This is a genomic window from Mycoplana sp. MJR14, assembly GCF_029210525.1.
GTDB lineage: Bacteria > Pseudomonadota > Alphaproteobacteria > Rhizobiales > Rhizobiaceae > Mycoplana.
Genome location: NZ_JARGEO010000001.1, coordinates 190,095 through 213,363, shown reverse-complemented (window position 1 = coordinate 213,363; position 23,269 = coordinate 190,095). Strand labels below are relative to the sequence as shown.

Genomic DNA, 23,269 nt, shown 5'->3' with positions numbered 1-23,269 from the left:
AGGCGCTACGCCGCCTTCTCTGCCTACGGTAATCCACTTCTCGTGGGCGAGCATTTCGCGAGTCAGTCGGCCTGGTGCTATCTTTGACTGTCGTTGCGGAGCGCTGAACCGAACTCTATGTGTCTTTATTGGCGGCGCTGGCGACAATCTTGTCGACGACAAGTTCGGCTACCGACTTTATGACAACGGGGTCGCATCCGGGTGCGGTCAGTCTGTCTCGCCTGATGAGCTCATGCGCGGCGGCACGGACCTCTTCCAGAACGCAAGCGTCGTGAGCAGTATAGTCCGTCAGGGCACTAAGGGCGGCCTGTGCTATCGCTCTGAGCCCTTCGACTTGACCTACGAGATGCTCGATAGCCTTGTCACCCACGCTAACCTCCCAAGGTGGTGCCTCGTCAGCCCCCGAAAAAGCGCACCATCGTGCAAAGTAATCTGTATCACACATCGTCATCGGCGTGACTGATAAACACAGGGCGGGACGCTTGCAGAGCCAGCGAGTTGGCGCGGCCAGGGATAGCTCGCGTTTTACCCGGACCGTTTCGACGCCATCGAAACAACGCCTCGCGATTGAGCGCTGGATCATTGGCCCAGCAAATCAGTCGGACTCTGTTGTTGTTGTTGTTGTTCCGGTGACTCGCATTGGCGATGTCCAATGGTGCGCTGGCAACTATCCGCCCTGAGACAGGTTGCTCCAAGCATCTCGATCGCGTCAATTCGCGAGCCCACGTCCTGGCTGCCATGACCTCCGGCAGCATCATTGCTACCAGGCAATCATACTGAAACTATGCAGGATAACCTGCAGACCCAAGGCGGCCTGGGTAACGCCGAGCACGACCGCCAGGACCTGGAGCGATGTCCCGATCCACCTCAGGATCGTCTCCGCGAAAATCATCGCCACCCAGTTGAGCACCAGGATCAGCAGCACGATGCCCGCCACGGTGAGACCTTCCGTCTGGCGGTTGCCCGCCAACGTGGAAAAGACGATCACGGCGGCTATACCATAGGGCGTCACGATCGTTGGAAAGGCCAGCGGCGTGAGCGCGATGCCCAGATCCGTCTGGCTCGGCATCGACGATCGGATCGGAAGATCAGCGCTCGGCTGCAGGACGGTCCGCAGCGCCACGATGAACAGGATAATCCCGCCGGTCATCGCCAAGACAGGCAATGAGATCTCCAGATTTTCGAGCATGGTGCGCCCGAGCAACCCGGCAATCGCCAGCGCCGCAGCCGAGAACAGGATCGCCCTGGTGGCGATACGCCGCCGCGAGACGCGATCGAGCCCGCCTGCCAGGACCTTGAATGGCACCAGTATCTTGATCGGGCCGAGCATCAGGAAAAGCATGAGGAAGATCTTGCGGGCTCCGAACTCCACCTCCGGCAGGTCCGCGCCGAGCGGAGATTGCGCCAGGGATTGCAAGGGAATCCCGGCAGCGCAGACGGCTGCGAGCACGCAGACCAGTCCTCGCCGGCCCTGGCTGCGTTTCCCTCGATATTCCACATCGCCTTTCGCTTGCGTACGAACCATCGCCGACATGCCTTTGCCGTCATCCGTAGCGACGGCTGCCGTTGACGTTCCTGCCAACGATTTCCCGAATGATGGTCAGCGTCTCCCGTGCCGCCTCCTTCGGCGGCAGGGCAGTGTCGGCGACATTGCTCACAAGCCTGGTGATGTCGTGGTCGATGTCCTTCTCCGACCAGCGCTTGCCCTTGGCGACGGTGATGTAGACGGAATAGGCATGATGCATGGTGCCCGGACGTTCGCCGATGATGTGGAGGATCCCCCTGAAGCTGTTGGGATCGGCATCTGCGAACAGGACTTCGCCGATGCGGTAGCCGACCCGTACCCTTCCGCTGGTGACGAGGATGTTCCGGTCGCTCATGCTGACGTCGGCCTCGGCAAGCAGCCGGCGCATCTCGTCGAGGTACGGTGCAAGGTGTCCGTCGTCCATGATGGCCTTCGCGTTCAGGCCGTCCGAGATGACGATCTGCCCCTTGGGGATGCTGCTTCCCCAGGACGCTCTTAGTCTTTCGAGTTCGCTTGTGGCTTCCGGGCTCAGCGTTTCGCCGGTCGTCGGATGGGCGATGTAGTCGTTCCTGTCTGCGGACGGGGTCCGGATCGGGACGACGTCGGGCACTCTGGCAATGAAGTCGGGTGTGAGCTCTGCCCAGAGAGACAGTTTGGCGTCGTCATAGAGGCCCTTCACCTTGGCGGCCAGCGCCGGGTTGAGATCCCAGATGTTCGCTCCATGCCCCGTGGCGAGGTCGACACCCCTTGCTTCGACCTCGCCCATCTTCTGCCGACCTTCCGCGTAGATCGTGTCCCTGGATCGTCCATCGCCCTTGGCCACGCGATACTGGTAGTAGACCCGGAGCGGGTCGCCATAGTGCTCGGTGTATGTGTTGTCTTGGCCGACGATCCCGATCCGCCTGTAGAAGTCCCACATCGCATCGTTGACCTTGAAGCCAAACTTGTCCCTGATGCGCACGTGATCCTGAAATGCGGTCGTGAGATAGCTCAGCATCGGGTCGTTCTTGGTCGGCAATGCGATCAGATAGGCGGGATTGGCCGGCATGATCTGGTCCTGGCACCAGTCGAGGTCTTCCAGGCTGACGGTCATGTGCAGCGTGGTGCAGATATCGAGGCCGATGGTAAGCCCGTGCAGCTTGCCCATGACCATGTCTTCGAGGCAGCACCTCACGAGCTGTTCGCGGCTCTTGAAGACCTCCGGCCCGATGAACCCGGCGACGTCGTTGACATGGAGCCACGCGCCCCTGGGCTGCACTTTCGCCAGTTCGATGCCCACCGCTCTGCTGAAACCGTACTTTCGGGATTCGAGCACCATCATGTCGACGCCGTTTGCCGCACCGTTGGTGAACTCCGAACCCTGCCCGGTTTCGAAATAGAGACCGTACCGCTCTCCCGCTTTCGAACGCGCATAGTTCACGATTTTCTCGTTCGTGATGTCGAAGATCTTGTTGCAGTCGTCCGTGCCGGCGAGGCTCTGGAACATGGTCGAGACGGTGCCCGGAAAGCGTTCGCTCACTTCGCCCTGGACGTCGATATGCGCGAGCACGCACCAGGGGATGGTTTCGCCGAGCTGGAAAGTGTCGACGATATCCTTGAGCGCGCGTTGAACGGTGGCGACGCTGTCGACCGTACTGTCGACCGGATTGGTGCCGATGACGATGTCGCCGGTCGCATAGGCGAACGCGTCGAAGACCTGCCAGGCGATGTCCTCTGGATGGTCGGTCGGAGAGTTCGGCTGGATGCGGGCTCCCATGTACCCTTTCGCCCCGAGCTTCGTGCCGGGCATGACGTTGAAGATCTTCTGACTGACGATGATGAGTTCCTCGTTGCTCATCAGCTTCGGCACGCAGCCGATGGTGTCGCTGGTCAGACCGGGCATGACGCTCTTGATGTCCTCCTCGGATCCGGCCAGCAGGAATTCCTTCAACTGCCCCATCGTCCAGTCCTTGACCTTCTCGTACTGGGCCTGGTCGGTGGTCTGCCAGATCAGTTTCTGCAGGTCGTCCTCGAACAAGGGATGGTCGTGGAGATCCCGGATCGTCGTGTTTGCTAGCAGAGCACGAGCGTTCGCACGCGTCGCGGCATCCTCCGCACCCACTCCGATGGCCCGGTCACCTTCCTTGAACTCATTTGCGGCACCGATCACCTGGCGATAAGCCGTTTGTTCGAACCCGCCCCTGGTCCTGCCTATGTAGGCAAAGACGCCCTCGCCCCGGTTCACGTCCCGGATCGCGATCGTGCCGCCGTCGGTGGCCGCCTTTGCAAGATGGCTGCAGACTGTGAGACCGGCGGTGGCAGCCCCCGCGAAGAACAGGAGATCGCGTCTGGACAGTCCGTCGGGTTGACTTGAGGGCACGCATTTCCTCATGACCAGTTCCTCCCTGCCGGAGGCAGATGCGACCGGCGTTGTGTCACGCTTCAACGGCTACAGCCATCCGCCCTCGAACCCGGCCCGCCTGAGGCCCACCACGATCGGCTCGCAGCCGCGCATGATCTCCCACAGGAGACCCGTGCGGTAGTTTTCGATCATCAGCACCACCGGTCCCTGGTCGATGCCGAAGTGGCACGGACTGACCCACCAGCCTGTCTCGCTGTCCTTGAGCGGAAAAGAACGGTTGAAGGACGGCTTGAAACCGTAGAGCCGCGACATGCCGAGGTTCATGCGTGCAAAGTTCCAGACGGTCGGAATGACGATCTCTGGCGCGAACGGCAGCGAGGCGATGACCACCCAGGGCGACACGGTCCCGTCGTCCGGCCCGAAGGGGGCGCCGCGGGCGATGTAGTCGAAGAACTCCCGCTCCGTGCCGTCGACGGTGCGCTTGATCCAGCCCGGTCCGTCGCTCGCCGTGAATCCCCAGCAGTACTCGCCGTAGCCTACGAAGTTCATCGGGTTCCGGATGGCATATTGCTGGTGGACGAAGGTGGCGTGACGGCTGTTGCGAAAATAGTCGCTGTTGTGCTCGCGCATGAACTCGTCGCGAATGCCACGGAAGTCGATCCACATATGCGAAAGCTGGTGGGTGAACAGCGGCCCCGAATAGAGCAGTTCTCGACCATAGATGTTTCGCCAGTCATAGCTCTCGGTATAGGCAGCATAGGATTCCGGCGGCAGCGGATGGGTGGGCGAACCAAGGCCCAGGATGTAGAGCAGCAGGCCTTCGTCGTAACCGCGCCAGCGATAGGGAATGAAGCCGCTCTCCGGTCGCCAGCCATGGGTCAGCGTCAAGCCGTTGTCGCAGGCCCAGTTCCAGTCGGCCCGCTCGTACAGCGTGTTTGCAAGGCGGCGGATCTCGGCCTCTTCCGCATCGTCGCCGTCGAAATAGGCGGCGACCGTCAGGGCCCCGGCAAACAGGAACGCGGAATCGATCGTCGACATCTCGCAGTTCCAGACCCGTCGGCCCGTTTCGATATCGAGGAAATGGTAGAAAAAGCCCTTGTGACCGGATGCGTCGGGCTCCGGCCCCTGCGGGCATTCCAGCAGAAACTTCAAACGGCGCCGGGCGATCTTGCCTGCGAACTTGCGGATGATGATCCCGCGCTCCACCAGCACCGGAATGGTGGCAAGCGCCATGCCGACCGCGGCGATGCTTGCGGGCGCGTCGGAGGCCGTCTTGTCGCGCACGAGTCCATTGTCCGGATTGGTGCAGTGCAGGTAGTACAGCAGCGTCGTGAATTGCAGTCGACCGAGATCCTCGTCTGTCGGCATGCGGTTCAGTTCCGGATCAGTCGAGAGCATCTCTTCCATGGCTAGCCAGCCATCATCTGGACATCATGAATGCGACCGTCGTCCACGAGTGGAATGTGGCCTTCGGCCGACTGCATCCCGTCGATGCTCAGAACACCGCGCCCGGCGTGAGGCGCCCTCCTCACAGTGATGCGATAGGTCGCAGCGCCATATCGATAGTCGACCTCAAAGCCTGGCCAGTCGGTGGGGATGCATGGCTCAACGTGCAACTGATGACCTCGGCGGTGAATGCCGAGGATGGCTTCTAGGCCGACCCGATAAAGCCAGCCGGCCGATCCCGTATACCAGGTCCAGCCTCCACGGCCGGCATGGGGTACCGCGCCATAGACATCCGCACTCACGACATAGGGCTCGACCATGTAGAGTTCCGTGTCTTCCGGAGTGAGGGCGTGATTGACGGGGTTAAGCAGGCTCCAGAGTGCGAAGGCGCGGTCGCCGTCGCCGAGCAGTGCGGTCGCAAGCACGACCCATGCAGCCGCATGGGTATACTGGCCACCATTCTCGCGAATACCGGGAACGTAGCCCTTGATATAGCCGGGTTGCAACGCTCCTTTGTCGAACGGCGGATCGAAGAGCTTGATCAGCTTGCTCTCCGGACGAACGAGGCGCTCCCATACCGCCTGCATGGCACCGCGCGAGCGCTCGGGATCGGCAACACCGGAGATGACGGCCCAGGCCTGGGGAATGGCGTCGATCTGGCATTCGTCGTTCACCGACGAACCGAGTGGCGTGCCGTCGTCGAGATAGGCGCGGCGATACCATGCTCCATCCCAGCCATACGTCTCGAGCGAGTTCCGCAAGGCTTCGGCACGCTCTCGGCACCAAGCGGCCCGCTTTTCGTCGCCTGTGGCCGACGCGATCCCGGCAAAGCCGCTGAGCACGGAGAGAAAGAACCAGCCGTTCCACACGCTCTCGCCCTTACCCTTCGCACCAACCCTGTTCATGCCGTCGTTCCAGTCGCCGGTTCCCATGAGCGGAAGTCCATGGCGGCCGAGCCGGAACCCGTACTCGAGCGCACGGCAGCAGTGATCGTAGACGGTTCCGGTCTCCTCGCTGACCTTGGGAATACCGAAGCTCTCTTCCTGTTCGTCGTTGAGAACGGCCGACGTGATGAACGGGACCTGTTCGCTGAGCAGCCCGCGATCGCCTGTCACCGTTACGTAGTGCTGGACGACGAAGGGCAGAAAATAGAGATCGTCCGTCATGCGGGTCCGCACGCCGACGCCGGACGGGGGGTGCCACCAGTGCTGAACGTCTCCCTCGGTGAACTGGCGCGCGGCCGCACGAAGAATGTGCCTGCGTGCTTCGTCGGGTGCGGCGTGCACCAAAGCTGCCACATCCTGTAGCTGGTCCCGGAAGCCGTATGCGCCGCCGGACTGATAGAAGCCCGTTCGTGCCCAGACACGGCAGGCCAGGACCTGGTAGAGCAGCCATCGGTTCATCATCAGGTCAAAGGCGGCATCAGGCGTCCGAATGGTGACTGCACCCAACACCCGGTCCCATTGCTTGCAGACGCCTGAAAGAGACCGCTGCGCGCTCCCCGCCTCGGCGTATTTTCGGACGAGCCTGCGAACCTCATCGAGGCTGTCGACCTCACCGAGCACGAACGCCAACTCGGCGGCCTGACCGGGCGACACCGAAACCTCGACCATGACTGCAGCGCAAGGATCACCCTCCGTTTCAACGCTCCCGCTGAAATTCGCGGCGGCTAGACCGATTGGCTGAGCGACGGAGCCGTTTCTGCCGAGAAATTCCAGCCGGCTGCACGTAAAGGATCGCGGCAGGCGGCTTGCCGCAATGAAAGCGACCTTTCTGGCGAAATCCCCGTCCCAGGCACTTCGCGCGACAATTGCACCGCTCTCGACATCCCGTTCGCATATGACCCGTCCGGATGCCTCTTCGCGCAGCGTTCCAAGAACCCATTCGACGAAATAGGTGGCGGTCAAGGTGCGCTGCTCAGATCCGTCGTTGCGAATGGCAAGCTGCACGATCTTGACGGGGTCCGCTTCGGCGACATGGACCGTCATTTCGTGATGCAGGGCTCCGCGAGCGCTCTCATAGCGACTGAAGCCCTGTCCATGGGTCACCGTGGTCGCGAGATCCCGACCAAGGGGTAAAGGCGTTGGCGACCAGAGTTCTCCGGTCTGCTCGTCGCGCAGATAGACGACCTCGCCCGGCGCGTCGGAAACCGGATCGTTCGACCAGGGCGTGAGCTTGTTGAGCTGGCTGTTGCCCGCCCATGTGTAGCCAAGTCCGTTCTCACTCGTCAGGCACCCAAACGCCTGGGTGGCAATGACGTTGCACCACGGTGTCGGCGTCCCTCTGTCGTCGTCGATCGCCACGACATACTCGCGCCCTTCACTTGCGAACCCGCCACGACCGTTCCAGAACGACAGGTTGGGCCGTCCCGAGCCCCGCGACCTCCTGCTGGCCCTTCGCGGATATTGGACATGGCGCAAGAATTTTTGTCTGACGGCCGGTCCGGACACGAACTGATCGGCAAGCGCCGTTCCACCCGAGCGGAGGACAACGCAGGCAGCAGCAAGGATTGCATCCCTCGCGTCCGCCGAAACTGCGGCCGCAGACAGGATGTGTACACCGCCCGGCCCGCCGAGCTTCACATCCCCTCCTTCTACCTTCAGCATGCTGTCTTCGACCGCGCCATGTTCATCGAGGAGGACAAGATCGAAGGGAAGACCGCGCCCGGAAATGAACGCATGCGCATCGATGAGTTCGCCGACAAGAGATCTGTCCTCGGCTCTGTCCACATGGAGAAGCAGGAGAGGCACATCACCGGAAATTCCGACCGACCAGAGCGCTCCCCTGTTCGGCGGCGCTTTTCCGAGCGCCACCGCGGCTGAAACGTTGCGGCGCGAGAAGGCGAGGTTTCCGGCTATTTCATTGTAAAGCGCCACCTTCTTCGCCGTGAGACTGGTGGAAGCAAGCACGGTGGCAAAGCCTGACCTTGCCTCTGAAAGCGCACTTCCCGCCGCGTCGATACTTGCAAAGCGTTTAGCAACGGCTTGAATCTCGTTCTCGTTGTCGGCCGCCCCCGTGACAAAGGCCACCCATATTTCGCTGGATGGCTCCAGGGAGTGAGTTCGCCGATGGCTGAATATCGGGTCAAGCACCGGCCCTGTTGTCCCCGACAGCCTGCCCCCGGGCTCCAGGGCCTGTGGATCCGATGGCGAATTCCCGCGGCCAAGGAACTGTAAGCGGTCCGTTTCGAATTGGAGGGGATGGTCATCGCCAGCGCTTGATGCAGAGACGTGACATGCCCAAAGGGGTTTGTCGGCGGCGCTGCGCGGACGGCGCCTTGCGAACAAGGCCCCGGTGTCTGCATCGAACCGCGTCTCGATGAAGAGTTTGGCGAATGCCGGATGGGCACTGTCGGCGCGCCGGCCGTTCAGACAGATCTCAGCGTAGCTCGTAAGTTCGAGCCTTCTCGTTCTAGTGCCGGTATTGACGAGCCGAAGCAAACGCACTTCCGCATCGCAGTCCAAGACGACGAAGATATTCCAGGTGACATCGATATCCTCGACCGTGCAGCGAAACTCGGCGCTGTCACCGTGAAAGTCCCACGCATAGGTTCCCTCCCCCCTGCAGATCGGTTGCCGGCCAATCGACCAGACCCGATTGTTCGCAAGGTCACGAATGTAGCAGAACTGGCCCCAGCAATCCCGGGTGGCATCTGCCCGCCAGCGCGTCACGTCGAGGCCGTGCCAGGATCCGTATCCCGATCCGGCCTCGGTAACGAGGACGCTGTATCGTCCGTTTGAAAGCAAAGCGATCTCAGGCAATGCTGCCGGAGTGTCGGTCGCATCGGCATTCGCGATTGTTTCAACCGGTCGGACCATGCATAGATCCCTCAATCGATGCGAAAAGTGCGGCGCCAGCTAGGTATTGTCGCCCTCGGTGGACGTCGTTCCACGGGCCTTGTCCGCGCTTCTGGCCCCCCACGTCCACCCGCTGATCGCCGGCAAGTCGTCGCCGTGCGTCTCGATATACTCGCGATGTTCGATCAGCTTGGCCTGGATTGCCTGCTTGAAGTAGGCGGCCCGCGAGCCGAGCTGCGGCAGCCGGTCGATGACGTCGCCGACAAGGTGGAACCGGTCGAGTTCGTTCAACACCACCATGTCGAACGGCGTCGTCGTCGTGCCCTCTTCCTTGTAGCCACGGACGTGCAGGTTCTTGTGGTTCCTCCGACGGTAGGTCAGCCGGTGGATCAACCAGGGATAGCCGTGGAAGGCGAAGATGATCGGCTTGTCCGTCGTGAACAGCCCGTCGAAGTCGCGATCCGAAAGCCCGTGCGGATGCTCCGTTTCCGGCTGCAGCTTCATCAGATTGACGACGTTGATCACGCGGACCTTGATGTCCGGCAGATGCTCGCGCAGCAACTGGACGGCGGCGAGCGTCTCCAGCGTCGGAACGTCCCCGCAGCACGCCATCACCACATCAGGCTCGCTACCCCGGTCGTTGCTGGCCCATTCCCAGATGCCGATGCCCATGGCGCAATGCCGCACGGCCTCCTGCATCGTCAGCCATTGCGGCGCCGGCTGTTTTCCGGCGACCACGACGTTCACATAGTTGCGGCTGCGCAGGCAATGGTCGGTCACCGAGAGCAGCGTATTGGCGTCCGGCGGCAGGTAGACCCGGACCACTTCGGCCTTCTTGTTGATCACATGATCGATGAAGCCGGGATCCTGATGGCTGAAGCCGTTGTGATCCTGCCGCCAGACATGCGAGGACAGGAAATAATTGAGCGAGGCGATCGGCCTGCGCCAGGGGATTTCGTTGCACACCTTCAGCCACTTGGCATGCTGGTTGAACATGGAATCGATGATGTGGATGAAGGCCTCGTAGCACGAGAAAAATCCGTGCCGGCCCGTCAGCAGATAGCCTTCCAGCCATCCCTGGCATTGGTGCTCGCTCAAGACTTCCATGATGCGGCCGTCCGGCGAGAGGTGGTCGTCCTCTGGATAGATCTCCGCCATGTAGCAGCGGTCGGTGACCTCGAGCACGTCCTGCCAGCGGTTGGAGTTGTTCTCATCCGGGCTGAACAGGCGGAAGTTCCTGTCGCCCAGGTTTTCCTTCATCACGTCGCGCAGGAAGGTCCCCATCACCCGCGCCGATTCCGCCGTTGCAGCACCGGGACTTGGAACGTTGACGGCGTACTTGCGGAAATCCGGCATCTTGAGGTCGCGCAGCAGCAGACCGCCATTGGCGTGCGGATTGTCGCTCATCCGCCGGCGCCCGACCGGGGCGAGTGCCGCCAGCTCCGCTTTCAACGCGCCACTCTCGTCGAACAGTTCGTCGGGGCGGTAGCTCTTCATCCAGCCTTCGAGGATGCGGACATGCTCGGGCTTGTCCATGTCGCCCATCGGCACCTGGTGCGAGCGCCAATAGTCCTCGCATTTCTTGCCGTCGATCTCCGCCGGGCAGGTCCAGCCCTTCGGCGTGCGGAAGACGATCATTGGCCAGGCGGGACGCTTGAGGTTGCCGTTCTCGCGCGCGTCCTTCCAGATGGCGCGGATCTCGGCCATCGCCGCATCCAGGACCTCCGCCAGTCGCTGATGCACCTGCTCGGGCTCGTGGCCCTCGACGAAATGCGGCCTGTAACCCATGCCCTCGAAGAACTTCTGCAGCTCATCCTTGGGAATGCGGGCCAGGAAACAGGGATTGGCGATCTTGTAGCCGTTCAGGTGCAGGATCGGCAGCACAGCGCCGTCGCGGGCCGGGTTGAGGAACTTGTTGCCCTGCCAGCCGGTCGCAAGCGGCCCGGTCTCCGCCTCGCCGTCGCCGACGACGCAGGCGACGATCAGGTCCGGATTGTCGAAGGCGGCGCCATAGGCGTGGCTCAAGGCGTAGCCGAGCTCGCCGCCCTCGTGGATGCTGCCGGGCGTCTCGGGCGCGACGTGGCTCGGGATGCCGCCGGGAAAGCTGAACTGCTTGAACAGCCGCTGCATGCCCTCCGCATTCTGGCTGATGTTCGGATAGAACTCGCTGTAGGTTCCCTCCAGGTAGGCATGGGCCACGAGCGAAGGCCCGCCATGCCCGGGGCCGATCACGTAGATCATGTCGAGATCGTCGCGCTTGATCACGCGGTTCAGGTGCACATAGAGCATGTTCAGGCCGGGCGATGTGCCCCAGTGGCCGAGCAGCCGGGGCTTGATGTGTTCCCTTTTCAGGGGCGCGCGCAGCAGCGGATTGTCGAGCAGGTAGATCTGTCCCACCGAGAGGTAGTTCGACGCACGCCAGTAGGCGTCCATCAATCGAAGCTCATCTGTCGACAGCGGTCCCCGCGCACGCGTGGTACCGGATCCCGCGTCCTTTGCCGCTGGCGTTTCGCGCGATGCCATCTGATCCTCCCGAGCAAATGTCGTTACGATTGTGCGGTCCGCGAACTACTGCAGCCTCATGACGATGCGGCCGTCGATCTGCCCCGCTTCCATGCGGTGAAAAATGTCGTTGATGCTCTCGAGGCTTTCCCAGGAAAAATGCGGGGTCACCTTGCCCTCCGCGGCGAACTGCAGCGATTCCTCCAGGTCCTGCCGCGTGCCCACGATCGACCCACGCACCGTGATGCGCTTCAGGACCGTTTCGAACACGGGCAGGGAGATCATCCCCGGCGGAAGCCCGACAAGCGCCATCGTTCCCTTCGAGCGCAGGAAACCGTAGGCCTGTTCCATTGCCGCCGGGGAAACCGCAGTGACGAGTGCGCCGTGAACACCCCCGCCGGTCGCCTCACGCACCTGCTCGATGGCGTCCTTGGCCTTTCCATTGACGGCAATGTCGGCCCCCAGCTTCTTTGCCAAAACCAGCTTGTCATCGAAAATGTCGGCGGCAACGACATTCATGCCCATTGCCTTAGCGTACTGAACGGCCATGTGCCCCAAGCCGCCAACACCTGATATGGCCACCCACTCGCCGGGCCGGACTTCGGTTTCCTTCAGGCCCTTGTAGACAGTGACGCCGGCGCAAAGAACGGGTGCTGCGGGTCCGAAATCCAGTCCATCGGGGAGATGGCCGACAAAGTCCGGATCGGCCAGGCCATATTCGGCAAACGTGCCGTTGACCGAGTATCCCGTGTTCGACTGGGAGGCGCACAAGGTCTCCCAGCCGGTCCGGCAATAGGGGCAGTAACCGCAGGCACTGTGCAGCCAGGGCACGCCGACCCGATCGCCGTCCTTCACCCTCTTCACGGCCGCGCCCGTGGCTGCGACATAACCGACACCTTCGTGCCCGGGAATGAACGGCGGGCTCGGCTTTACGGGCCAGTCGCCGTTTGCCGCGTGGAGATCCGTGTGGCAAACGCCTGTCGCTTCAAACTTGACGAGGATCTGACCCGGCCCCGGTGTTGGTACGGGCATTTCCTCAATGGCGAGCGGCGTGCGGAACTGTCGAACGACAGCCGCCCTCATTGTCTGTGCCATTCCCGGTTCCTCCCTTGGCATCGACTGAGAGCGGGCCTCCCGACGGGAGTGCCCGTCTTCGGATGCTATTGCGGAGACGGATTCGGAAAATGCTCCACCACGCCTCTGACACCGTGCACATTTTCAGCGAGGATGCGCGCGGCGCGGCGGCAATCGGCAGTCTCCACCACGCCCCAAAGATGCACGACCCCGTCTGTGACCGCGACGGTGATGTCCAGGCTTTCAAGACCTGTGTTTTCGCCAAGGCGCGTGACGATGCATCTTCGTATCGCCTCATCGTCCGCCAATGTCTCGTCGGGCTTTGCCGCCAGGATCGCCTGCAGAAGGTCCGCACGGCTGACGATGCCGATCAGGTGACCGTCGCGTGTGACCGGAATCCGCTTGATACCGCGTTCCTGCATGAGCCTTGCGACACGCGAAACCGACGCATCCTCGTCGATCGTGACGGGATCCACCGTCATGGCATCACCGACCCTCCAGGACGACCTCCGGACATAGGCGCTTGCCCGCGCGTCCGTGGCAAGGGCCCGGTCCTCGGGCGACGCTGCCATACCGCTGCACAGTTCCGTCCGTCGGATCAGATCACCTTCGCTGAGGACGCCAACAAGTCTTCCCTCATCATCAACGACCGGCAGGCCGCTGACGTGATGGTCGAGCATGATTCTGGCGGCCTGCCTGACACTGTTGTCGGGCGACAGTCGGACGACTTGCACCGTCATGACATCTTTGGCGCGCATGGGAATCCAATTCCGGCAAGGGCCTCGCTATCGCCATCAGTAGGGACAGACTAAACCTGCCTGTACCGTTCGACAATAACTCGAGGCCCGCCAACGCGTTGTCCCGGTGTAACCTACCCCGTAAATCGCGGAGGTGCCGCCCGCAGTGAGGTTGACGAGTCTCCGACGGGGCGGCCTTCGTCTAGCCGCGCAGAACCACCAAGCATCGACCCCATAGGCCGGACCGTCTTGTCAGCGATCCGGTTCACTCATTGGTCGCCTGACGATGAACGCAAGCCCCCTAGCATGGCAAATGCAGCGGCGGACTGCGTGATCACTCAAACGCTGCGAAACCTCAGCAACCGGATAGCCTCGCTCATACGACGTTCCAAACCGCGTTATACGCGGGCGGGTTCGCAGCAGATATTGGGCCCCAGCAAAATCGCCGAACCGGCAAACTAAAAAGCGGGCTGATCCAAAGGAACCTCCCGACCGTAATGAGCGCATAGATCGCAACGCGTTAGGGACGTATCATGCGTTCAATTACCGTCATGATTGCTGCCGTGCTCGCGGCGACGTCTTTGGAGGCTGCTGCCGAGCGCTACACGGCCCAGGACATAAGGGACGGAATCGTAGGCCGGCGCATCTTCCTCGCCGTACCCTTTGGTGGTGAGTTTCCGCTCAACTACAGAGAGGGCGGCCGCGTGGACGGCAGCGGCGAGGCGCTCGGCCTTGGCCGCTTCGCCAAACCGAACGACACCGGCAGCTGGTGGATTGAAGCCGACCGTCTCTGCCAGAGGTTCCTCAGTTGGTATGGCGGCACAGCCATGTGCTTCGATCTCTACCGCATCGATGACAAGCGGCTGAAATGGATCCGCAATGATGGCAAGGCCGGCACGGCGCGCATTGGGCCACGATTGTGAGCGGCCTTGAGACTGGTAATGGCCACGGCTCAGACCCTTGCGGTGTTGCGGGGATAGGCATTGCGACTACAGGATCATCAGGAGAATGAAGGATGCCCCAATTCGCAGCATTCCTCGTCGTGGCTGCCATGAATATGATTTTCGCGATCGTACCGGCACAGGCACGCGGCTTCTCGCTCGAAGGTTTCTTTACCGGCAGGACCGACGCCACGGGCAGCTTTCGAGCCATCACCGGCGTGCAAAGGACGTTCGCAGTCACGCTCCACGGAAAATGGGATGGGCGTACGCTCACGCTCAGGGAAGACTTCAAGTTTGGCGACGGCACCCGGGACCGCAAGATCTGGCGCTTCGTGAAGACCGGACCCGACAGTTACCGCGGCACGCGCGAGGACGTGGTCGGCGCGACGCTGGTCACGATCGACGGCAACGTGGCGCGTTTCACCTACCTCGTTTACCTCGATGAGGCCAACCGGAGAAACAAGGTCCGTTTCCACGACACGATGACACTGAGAAACGACGGAACGGTGCTCAATTCCGCCTACGTCACGAAATTTGGGTTGCCAGTCGCATGGACGCGCGTGGTATTCAGGAGGCGCTGAGCGATGCGGGGAGCAGGGGGCATCCATGAAGACAGGGGCGTAAGGGCGTTTGGTGCACGGGCCCTCGTCCTGATCGCCTATGCCCTCCCCGCCTTGCCGCTGGCGGCATTGGCCCTGCCGCTCTACGTCATCGTGCCCACCTTCTATTCGGAAGCGATCGGACTGCCGGTCGCGGCCGTCGGCGCGGTTCTCCTCGCTATCCGTCTGCTCGATGCGGCCACCGATCCCGTGTTCGGCTGGCTTGCCGACCGGTGGCGCGGGCGCGACGGCCGTCGCCGCGGCTTCTTCCTCGCCTCGCTGCCCCTTACAGCAGGGTCCGCGTTCATGCTCTTCTGGCCCTCCGGAGAGGCGAGCCTCGGCTATCTCGCCTTTTGGGCCGCGCTTGTCTCAATCGGCTTCACGTGGACGTCCCTGCCCTACACTGCCTGGGGTGCTGAACTTTCCGGCGACTACTCGGAACGCACGCGCATCTCCGCCTTCCGCGAGGGCGCCACGCTGATCGGGATCCTGCTTGCCACAAGCCTGCCCTTCTCGATCGGGCTGACTGGAGGTGAAGGGGTGCGCGGGCTTCAGGCGATGGCGATCCTTGTTGCGATCCTGCTGCCGATAACGGGTCTCGCTGCCGTCATCCTGGTGCCGGAGCCGAAGAACCATTCGTCGAGAGAACTCGGCATCCTCGAGGGTGCAGTCTTCATGGCCGCAAACCGGCCGTTCCTCCGGTTGATTGCTGCTTTCCTGCTCAACGGGTTTGCCAATGCCATTCCGGCCACCCTGTTCCTCTATTTCGTATCCGACCGGCTGGAGGCATCAGACGGGCGCGGTCCGCTGCTTCTCGCCTACTTCGCCTGCGCGGTGCTCGGCGTGCCGCTCGCGGTGAGGGCCGCCAACCGCTTCGGCAAGCACCGCGCATGGTGCGGCGCGATGCTGGCAACCTGCCCGATCTTCGCTCTCTCGGGTTTTCTCGGCCCCGGCGACGTGATCGCGTTCGGCGTCATCTGCATGCTGACAGGCCTTCTGCTCGGCTTCGACCTAGCCCTTCCGCCATCCATCCAGGCCGACGTGATCGATCACGACACCGCTCGTTCCGGCGCGCAGCGCTCCGGCCTTTATTTTGCGGCATGGAGCCTTGCAACGAAGCTGTCGCTCGCAGCTGCGGTAGGGCTGGTATTTCCTTTGCTCGCTTTAACAGGCTTCGACCCGCAGGCCGGCCCTAGCGCGCCGAATTCGTCGGAGGGGCTTGCGATGCTCTATGCCTGGCTACCGATCGTCCCGAAACTTGCTGCAATCCGGATGATGTGGCGCTTTCCCATCGACAGATTGGCGCAACGGGAGCTGCTTCGCCGGATAGGAAGGGCGACTGACGACGCCGGACCCGGCTGATCCGAAAGCACTCCCGCCCCGTAGTCGAGGAGGATCGCCATAAACGGGAGGCTCAAATTGGTCAATAACAAAGAACCGACCCGGGAGCACACGCCGCGCAGGGTGGCCTGGATCACCGGGGCAAGCTCTGGCATCGGCAGGTCGGTTGCCATCCGGCTGGCGCAGAACGGGTGGACGGTGGCTGCCAGCGCACGCAACGCGGCCGCACTCGGAAAACTCGCGGCGGTGCTGCCTGGCATCATCCACCCCTATCCGCTCGACGTCACCGACCGCGAGGCGACTGCGGGGGCTTTCTCCGCGATCGAGGCAAATCTGGCACCCATCTCCCTCGCCGTCTTCGGTGCGGGAACCTACCGGCGTGAGACGATTGCGAGTTTCGACGCCGGAGAAATCGGCGAAATGATCGCGCTCAACATCATGGGCACCGTCAACTGCCTGGAAGCGGCGATGCCGCCGATGGTTGCACGCCGGGCTGGCCAGATCGCCGTCATGGCGTCGGTTGCAGGCTATATTGGCCTGCCAGGTGCTGCCGGCTACGGCGCTACGAAGGCGGCGCTTATCAACATGTGCGAAGCCCTCTATCCCGAACTCGATCGCAGCGGCGTGCGGATGACAGTCGTCAACCCCGGCTTCGTCGACACGCCGCTCACACAAAGGAACGACTTCCCCATGCCCTTTCTGATCTCGTCGGAGGAAGCGGCGGACCACATCCTGAGAGGGCTCGACAGGGGGAGCTTCGAAATCGCCTTTCCGTGGAAGATGAAGGTAGCCATGAAGCTATTGAAAGCGCTGCCTTCGAGCCTGCGTTTCGCGCTCACCCGGCGCATGCTGCGCAAGGACACGTGACGTCATTGCCTATCCAGGCGGAACTGGTACACGCCGATCCTACCGGTACGAAACCCTGCGGCGCAGTAGTGCAGGTAGTAGAGCCACATCCGAAAGAAGCGTTCGTCGAAGCCGAGCGGCCGTATCGCCGGCCAGTTCTCGACGAACGCGCGCTCCCAGTGCCAAAGCGTCTTCTCGTAGTCGCGACCGAAGGAGAATGAATCGCTCACCGCCAGGCCGGACGCAATCGCCCTTTCCCTGAAGATCGTCGGCGACGGCAGCATGCCGCCGGGGAAGATGTAGGTCTGGATGAAATCGGCATTGCGCCGGTAGTGCTCGAAGCGCGTCTCGTCGATGGTGATGACCTGGATCATCGCCTGACCGCCCGGCGCGAGTAACTGCCGCAGGCGATCGAAGTAGAGCCGCCAGTTTTCCTCACCTACCGCCTCGAACATCTCGATCGAGACGACCTTGGTGAAGCGTCCCTCGCAATCGCGATAGTCCTGCAGCCTTACCTCCGCCCGGTGGGACAGACCCGCGGCTGCCAGCCGAGCCCGCGCATACTGCGCCTGTTCAGTCGACAGCGTGAGTCCCGTAATCCGGCAACCGGTGCGCGACACGGCATGTTCCATAAACCCGCCCCAGCCGCAGCCAATCTCGAGCACGTGGTCTTCCGGGCCGATGCGAAGCGCCTTCAGGATCCGGTCATATTTCGCCCGTTGGGCCTCGGGCAGCGGCTGTGCCTCATGCTCGAAGACGGCGGCGGAATAGGTCATCGTTTCATCGAGCCATGCGCCGTAGAAGGCGTTGCCCAGGTCGTAGTGGAAGGCGATGTTGCGACGGCTGCCGGCGCGCGAGTTGCGCCGCAGCCGATGGCGCAGATAGGCAAGCTTGCCGACCAGCGGCGAGGACGCAAGCACCGGCCGCAACGCCGGCTCGTTGGCGATCGCCAGTTCCATGACCGCCCCCAGATCCGGGGAATCCCAGTCGCCGTCGAGATAGGCACGCGAAAAGCCGAGACTCCCGCCTGTCAAAAGACGCCAGAACGTTCGCGCATTGTTGAACCGTATGGCGGCGGACGGGCCGGCCTCTTCGCCGACTGCCATGTACTCCCTGCTGCAGGGAAACTGAATCCGGATACGCCCGCGTTCGATGCGGTCGGCCCAGCGGCAAACAAGCTGCTGCCAGAACGTCCGGTGCGGCGCAAGCAAAGTCGGTGCCTGTTGTTCAGCCTGGCTCATGCTGTGGTTCTTCCGATGGGTAGCGGGAAACGATGGTGGTGGCGACGGGGACGCCGGCCGGTCGATGGCGATGGACAGGAACGCCCTTCATCCACAACCGCAGCGCCTCCCAGTGGATGCCGCCCATGACCTTCAGCGTCATCAGCGGGTACTTGAAGAGCATGGAAAGCAGCCGGCGATCGGACATCTCGACCCGCCTCCCGGAGAAGGTGGCGATCAGCAGCGGCCCGTGACTGTCACGTTCATTGATCGCGATCAGCACCCGCTCGCCCGGCGGCTCAATGCAAAAATCGTAGCGGCAATCCATCGGCACGAAGGGGGAAACATAGAGTTCCTTGGCGCAGGACTGCCGGATGGTGCCATCTCCCGAGCCCGGGACAGGGATTACATAGGTATGCCGCTCGCGGAAGGTGTTGCAGACCTCGTAGAGGACGGCCCGCGGGGCCCCGTCCGACCCGCTGCAGAAGTACACCGTCAGCGGATTGAACACGAAGCCGAAGATGCGCGGATAGCAGAGCAGACGGATGCGGATGCCGTCGACATGGACACCGGCGTCGACGAGCTGGCGCTCGACCCAGGCACGCAGCCCGCCGGCCGTGCCGTCGCCGTGGTCGGCATCCTGGAAGGAATACAGTGCTCGGCGATTATGACCGAACAGCCGCAGCCCCTGGTCCAGCGCCGGCAGTTCGTCCAGATCCAGCAGCATGGAAAACACGCGATAGCGCAGCCGGTGTCGGCGCGGACGATGCCGCGCATGCATAACATCCCCGACATAAAGGTATGATCCGCCTGTCATTGCGCGATCGCACGACGGGTGGTGGAAGGGATGCGACCGGTCTCATGTTCGACGGACCAGGGGCGGCGTTGGCCGCAGATCGCCTCAGCGACCGAAAGGCCTGATTGCAGGCCATCTTCATGGAAGCCATTGCCGAAATGGGCGCCGCAGAACCACACGCCACCGCGCCCCTGCAGGCGCCATAGTTCCTTCTGCGCCGCAAGCGCCGCCAGGTTGAACAGGGGATGGTCGTAGTCGACCGCGGCGATGATCCGTTCCTCAGGGATGTCGCGATGGGGATTGAGCGTGACGAACAGCGGCGTGGCCGGATCGATGCCCTGAAGCCGGTTCATCCAGTAGGTGACGCAGAGCGGCCTTTCGCCGTCCCGTTCCGGCTCGCCGATGTAGTTCCAGCTCGACCAGACCTTTTTGTGCCTCGGCATCAGCCGCTCGTCCGTGTGCAACACGGCAGTGTTGGCCGTGTACCCGATCGCGCCCAGCAACTCCCGCTCCTGCCCGAGGGGATCGGCGAGTATGGCGAGCGCGCGATCGGCATGGGTCGCGATCACGACGTCGGTGAATGTGTCGCGGTTGCCACGCCAGTCGATCACCGATACAGAGCCCATCTCGCGACGGATTTCCCGGACGGCGCTGCGCAGGCGGATTTCCCCCGAAAAGTCCGCAAGCAGCCGGGTGACGTACTCGCGGCTGCCGCCGGTCACCGTGCGCCAGCGCGGCCGGCCGGAAAGCGCAAGCAGGCCGTGGCTTTCGAAGAAGCGGATGAACCCATGGAGGGGATAGTCGCGCATTTGCCTCGCCGTCGTCGACCAGATCGCTGCTCCCATCGGCAGGAGGTGATCGGTGACGAAGGCGGGGCTGTAGTGGTTTTCGTAAAGGTACTGGCCGAGCGTCGTCGACGCCAGATCCTCGCGCCCGAGCGCAGTCGGCGCCTCTTTGTAGAAGCGCAGCGTGTCGGACAGCATGCGCCAGAAGCGCGGCCGCAATACGTTGCCAGGCTGGCCAAGCAAGCCGCCGATACCGGAGCCGGAATATTCGAACGCACCACCATCAAGCGATGCCGCAAACGACATGTCCGAGGCCTGGGTCGGCACCCGCAGATGCTCGAACAGCGCCACGAGGTTCGGATAGTTGCGGTCGTTATATACGATGAACCCGGTATCGACCGGGATCGGGCCGGAACGGGAGGGCGCCGATACCGTGTTGGCATGGCCGCCCGGCCTGTCGGCCGCCTCGTAGAGCACGACCTCCATGCTGCGATCGATGAGCCAGGCAGCGGACATTCCGGATATGCCCGCGCCGATCACGGCCACCCGCCGTCGGCGCGGAACGTCGGCGAAATCGCGGTCAACGCGCATGATATCCCCTTCCGTCAGCAACAGTTTCGTCTGAAGATACGAAGGAAGCGCACGACCGGATTGATACCGGCGCAGATTTTTGAACAATGGTGATCCGGCACACAGTCGTCTTCGTATCGGCCTGCATGACAATCGCAGTCCCCATAACGGCGCCCGCGTGCCACGACATCCCGATCCCGAAGCCCCGGCGCGATTCGGCAGGACTTCGGGTCAACATGAAGCGTGCACGGATGAGCGAGACCGCCCGAGAACTGACAAAGGACGAAGCCCGCGTACTGCTCGAAGCGGTCGGCCGCCATCGGGATATGGCGGCCTTTGAGGCTCTCTTTCGCCACTACGGTCCACGTATCAAGGCCTATATGGCCCGTCTGGCCCGCGACGGCAGTGTTGCCGAGGAACTGATGCAGGAAACCATGATTGCGGTCTGGAACAAGGCCGCCCAGTTCGAGCCGGGCCGCGGGAACGTCTCGACCTGGATCTTCACCATCGCCCGTAATCTTCGGATCGATGCCTACCGCAAGACCCGTCGGCCGGATTTCGATCCGAACGACCCCGCTTTCGTGCCGGGCGACAGCCCGCCGGCGGACGCTGCCGTCGAGGAAAGGCAGGAGGCCGAGCGGTTGCGCAACGCCATGACGATGTTGCCGCAGGAGCAGCTGGAGCTGCTTCGCCTTTCCTTCTTCAACGATTGTTCGCACAGTTCTATCGCCGAGAGGCTCAACCTGCCGCTCGGCACGGTGAAATCCCGCATCCGGCTCGCCTTCGCCAAGCTGCGCGCGGCACTGGAGGACGGACAATGACGATCCGTCACCATGTCAGCGACGAATTGCTGCTCGCCTACGCTGCCGGCACGCTTGAGGAAGGCTGGCGGCTCGCTGTCGCAACGCATCTGGCGCTCTGCCCCGATTGCCGCAAGCGGCTCTCCGTGATGGAGGACGCGGGAGGCCAGTTGCTCGAGGACATCACCCCGGAGCTGGCGATGTCGACCTCTTTCGAGCACTTGCGTCAGCGGATTCTGCACGAGGGTGCGCCCGTCCGACCCGCGCCTGCAGGCGTGCGCCCGACCGCGTCGGACCACGTCGCGTCGCCGGTCCTGCCGGAACCGCTTCGCTCCTATGTCGGAGGTGATGTCGAAACGCTGAAGTGGAGATCGCTCGGGCGCGGCGCCTACCACATTCCGGTCAAGACTGCCGACGGAACGACGATGGTGCGGCTGCTGCGGATCCCGGCCGGCAAGCCGGTGCCGGAACACGGCCACGGCGGCCGTGAACTCACGCTCGTCCTCAGCGGCAGCTTCTACGACGGCGAAGAACTGTTCGCGCGCGGCGACCTCGAGGAGGCCGACGCCAACGTCCAGCACCAGCCTTTGGCAACGCCCGGTGAAGACTGCATCTGCCTCGCCGTTACCGATGCGCCCCTGAAGTTCAAAAGCTGGCTCGTGCGACTGGTCCAGCCGGTGCTCGGCATATGAGCGACGCTCGGGAGCGTGGACCGGTATGACCTATCTGATCTCGTATCTGGCAACAGCGCTTGTCTTTCTCGGCCTCGACGTTCTCTGGCTGACGCGCATCTCGCCCGCATTCTATCGCAGCCGCATCGGCGAGCTGCTGCTGGCGCAGCCGAATTACGCCGCCGCGGCGGCCTTTTACCTGCTCTATGTGGCTGGGATCGTCTATTTCGCCGTGGTTCCGGCCCTGAACGCCGGAAGCTGGACCACCGCGCTCCTCTCCGGCGCCATTCTTGGCGTCGTCGCCTTCGGCACCTACGACATGACCAACCTCGCGACACTGAAGGGATGGTCGCTGCAGGTCAGCCTCGTCGACATGGTCTGGGGGATGGTGATCACAGCCAGCTCCGCCACCGCCAGCTACCTGGTGACCATGCACTGGTTCCTGCCAGAGCGATTGTGAGTGAGACCTCCGGGCCGCGAGCCTGCAAGGGCGGACAGCCGAAAAGGATAGCTGCTGTGCGGCACTCAGGAGCCCATCCACGAGAATTCCAGCGCGACTTTCGGGTTGAGGGGCCGGCGGATTTCCAGGCCGTCGGACATTTCCTGCAACTCTCCTAGGAAGGTTGCTTCCGATCTAGAACCGAAGATCGACGATCGTCCGGCAAGCCATGGTGCGCGACATTTCCAAATTGGCTGACCGCCATGTATAAATGTCAATGAAGATCATCACCACAAGGTGGGTGGGACCCCGTAGGGAAAGGGGACTTCGATGCGCATCGCCGACATGACCATGAACGAATGCTTGGCACTGTTGAGCGAAGGGCACGTGGCGCGGCTTGCATGCGCGAATGCGGGAAAGCCGTATGTGGTGCCTGTGCACTACGTTCTGGCTGGGCGTCGAATTTACAGCTTTTCGATGCCGGGAATGAAGATTTCCTGGATGCGGGATAATCCCCAGGTTTGCATTCAGCACGACAGCATTAAGGATGCGTGCAACTGGAGGAGCGTTGTCGTCCACGGGCTCTACCGAGAACTTCCGGACAACGGGCACGCCCACGCGGAACATATGAAAGCCTGGGAGCTGCTTCAAAGACGTCCAAACTGGTGGGAACCAGGCAGTTGCACCCCCAATGATCAGGCCGGCGGGACCAAACCGATATTCTATTTCATTGAAATAGTAGACATTACGGGCCGCAGGGCGCTCGAGGAAAGCTGACTGTGTCCGACACGTGCGTCGTGCAGCTCGAACTCCAGCAGTATGCCAAGGTCAATGCCGGA

General features: G+C 62.5%; 18 protein-coding genes. 8 read left to right on the top strand and 10 right to left on the bottom strand.

Annotation, left to right across the window (positions count from 1 at the left end):
• Positions 1–760: 760 nt before the first annotated feature.
• From P0086_RS01005 to P0086_RS00975, 7 genes are all read right to left on the bottom strand, one after another.
• Positions 761–1,534 (bottom strand): MarC family protein, encoded by a 774-nt coding sequence (locus P0086_RS01005; protein WP_275782110.1) that lies wholly within the window; start codon positions 1,532–1,534, stop codon positions 761–763.
• Positions 1,535–1,544: 10 nt separating this feature from the next.
• On the bottom strand, positions 1,545–3,896 hold the full coding sequence (locus P0086_RS01000; RefSeq protein WP_275782109.1) for an ethanolamine ammonia-lyase: 2,352 nt from the start codon (positions 3,894–3,896) through the stop codon (positions 1,545–1,547).
• A gap of 57 nt (positions 3,897–3,953) precedes the next feature.
• Positions 3,954–5,273 (bottom strand): glucoamylase family protein, encoded by a 1,320-nt coding sequence (locus P0086_RS00995; protein ID WP_275782108.1) that lies wholly within the window; start codon positions 5,271–5,273, stop codon positions 3,954–3,956.
• 2 nt (positions 5,274–5,275) lie between these two features.
• Positions 5,276–9,130 (bottom strand): glycosyl transferase, encoded by a 3,855-nt coding sequence (locus tag P0086_RS00990; RefSeq protein ID WP_275782107.1) that lies wholly within the window; start codon positions 9,128–9,130, stop codon positions 5,276–5,278.
• Between the two features lie 39 nt (positions 9,131–9,169).
• Positions 9,170–11,632, bottom strand: a complete 2,463-nt coding sequence (locus P0086_RS00985) for a phosphoketolase family protein (protein ID WP_275782106.1) — start codon at positions 11,630–11,632, stop codon at positions 9,170–9,172.
• A gap of 45 nt (positions 11,633–11,677) precedes the next feature.
• Positions 11,678–12,706: an alcohol dehydrogenase AdhP gene (adhP, locus tag P0086_RS00980; RefSeq protein WP_112598161.1), complete on the bottom strand. Its 1,029-nt coding sequence runs from the start codon at positions 12,704–12,706 to the stop codon at positions 11,678–11,680.
• A gap of 65 nt (positions 12,707–12,771) precedes the next feature.
• Entirely contained in the window at positions 12,772–13,443 is a 672-nt protein-coding gene (locus P0086_RS00975; RefSeq protein WP_275782105.1) for a CBS domain-containing protein, read from the bottom strand.
• 512 nt (positions 13,444–13,955) lie between these two features.
• Here P0086_RS00975 and P0086_RS00970 point away from each other — a divergent pair.
• The 4 genes from P0086_RS00970 (at position 13,956) to P0086_RS00955 (ending at position 17,170) form a co-directional block, all read left to right on the top strand.
• Entirely contained in the window at positions 13,956–14,345 is a 390-nt protein-coding gene (locus P0086_RS00970) for a hypothetical protein (protein WP_275782104.1), read from the top strand.
• Positions 14,346–14,437: 92 nt separating this feature from the next.
• Positions 14,438–14,944: a DUF3833 family protein gene (locus P0086_RS00965; RefSeq protein WP_275782103.1), complete on the top strand. Its 507-nt coding sequence runs from the start codon at positions 14,438–14,440 to the stop codon at positions 14,942–14,944.
• Positions 14,945–14,947: 3 nt separating this feature from the next.
• Complete coding sequence (locus P0086_RS00960; RefSeq protein WP_275782102.1) at positions 14,948–16,324, top strand: MFS transporter; 1,377 nt, start codon at positions 14,948–14,950, stop codon at positions 16,322–16,324.
• Positions 16,325–16,381: 57 nt separating this feature from the next.
• Positions 16,382–17,170, top strand: a complete 789-nt coding sequence (locus P0086_RS00955) for an SDR family NAD(P)-dependent oxidoreductase (RefSeq protein WP_275782101.1) — start codon at positions 16,382–16,384, stop codon at positions 17,168–17,170.
• A gap of 2 nt (positions 17,171–17,172) precedes the next feature.
• On the opposite strand, the gene P0086_RS00950 is transcribed toward P0086_RS00955, so the two are convergent.
• From P0086_RS00950 to P0086_RS00940, 3 genes are read right to left on the bottom strand one after another with little or no spacing between them, the layout of a single operon-like run.
• Positions 17,173–18,390: a cyclopropane-fatty-acyl-phospholipid synthase family protein gene (locus P0086_RS00950; protein ID WP_275782100.1), complete on the bottom strand. Its 1,218-nt coding sequence runs from the start codon at positions 18,388–18,390 to the stop codon at positions 17,173–17,175.
• A complete protein-coding gene (locus P0086_RS00945; protein ID WP_275782099.1) occupies positions 18,377–19,186 on the bottom strand; it encodes a DUF1365 domain-containing protein in 810 nt (269 codons plus the stop codon). Before P0086_RS00945 ends, P0086_RS00950 begins: the two co-directional genes overlap by 14 nt.
• On the bottom strand, positions 19,183–20,541 hold the full coding sequence (locus P0086_RS00940) for an FAD-dependent oxidoreductase (RefSeq protein WP_275782743.1): 1,359 nt from the start codon (positions 20,539–20,541) through the stop codon (positions 19,183–19,185). Before P0086_RS00940 ends, P0086_RS00945 begins: the two co-directional genes overlap by 4 nt.
• A gap of 230 nt (positions 20,542–20,771) precedes the next feature.
• On the opposite strand from P0086_RS00940, the gene P0086_RS00935 reads away from it, so the two are divergent.
• The 4 genes from P0086_RS00935 to P0086_RS00920 all read left to right on the top strand — a co-directional run bounded on the left by P0086_RS00935 (position 20,772) and on the right by P0086_RS00920 (position 23,207).
• On the top strand, positions 20,772–21,341 hold the full coding sequence (locus P0086_RS00935) for a sigma-70 family RNA polymerase sigma factor (RefSeq protein WP_148187918.1): 570 nt from the start codon (positions 20,772–20,774) through the stop codon (positions 21,339–21,341).
• On the top strand, positions 21,338–22,012 hold the full coding sequence (locus P0086_RS00930) for a ChrR family anti-sigma-E factor (RefSeq protein ID WP_275782098.1): 675 nt from the start codon (positions 21,338–21,340) through the stop codon (positions 22,010–22,012). The genes P0086_RS00935 and P0086_RS00930 overlap by 4 nt, the downstream gene beginning before the upstream one ends.
• Before the next feature lie 25 nt (positions 22,013–22,037).
• Positions 22,038–22,451: a DUF2177 family protein gene (locus P0086_RS00925; RefSeq protein WP_275782097.1), complete on the top strand. Its 414-nt coding sequence runs from the start codon at positions 22,038–22,040 to the stop codon at positions 22,449–22,451.
• A 309-nt stretch (positions 22,452–22,760) separates the two neighbouring features.
• Positions 22,761–23,207, top strand: a complete 447-nt coding sequence (locus tag P0086_RS00920) for a pyridoxamine 5'-phosphate oxidase family protein (protein ID WP_275782096.1) — start codon at positions 22,761–22,763, stop codon at positions 23,205–23,207.
• Positions 23,208–23,269 lie beyond the last annotated feature (62 nt).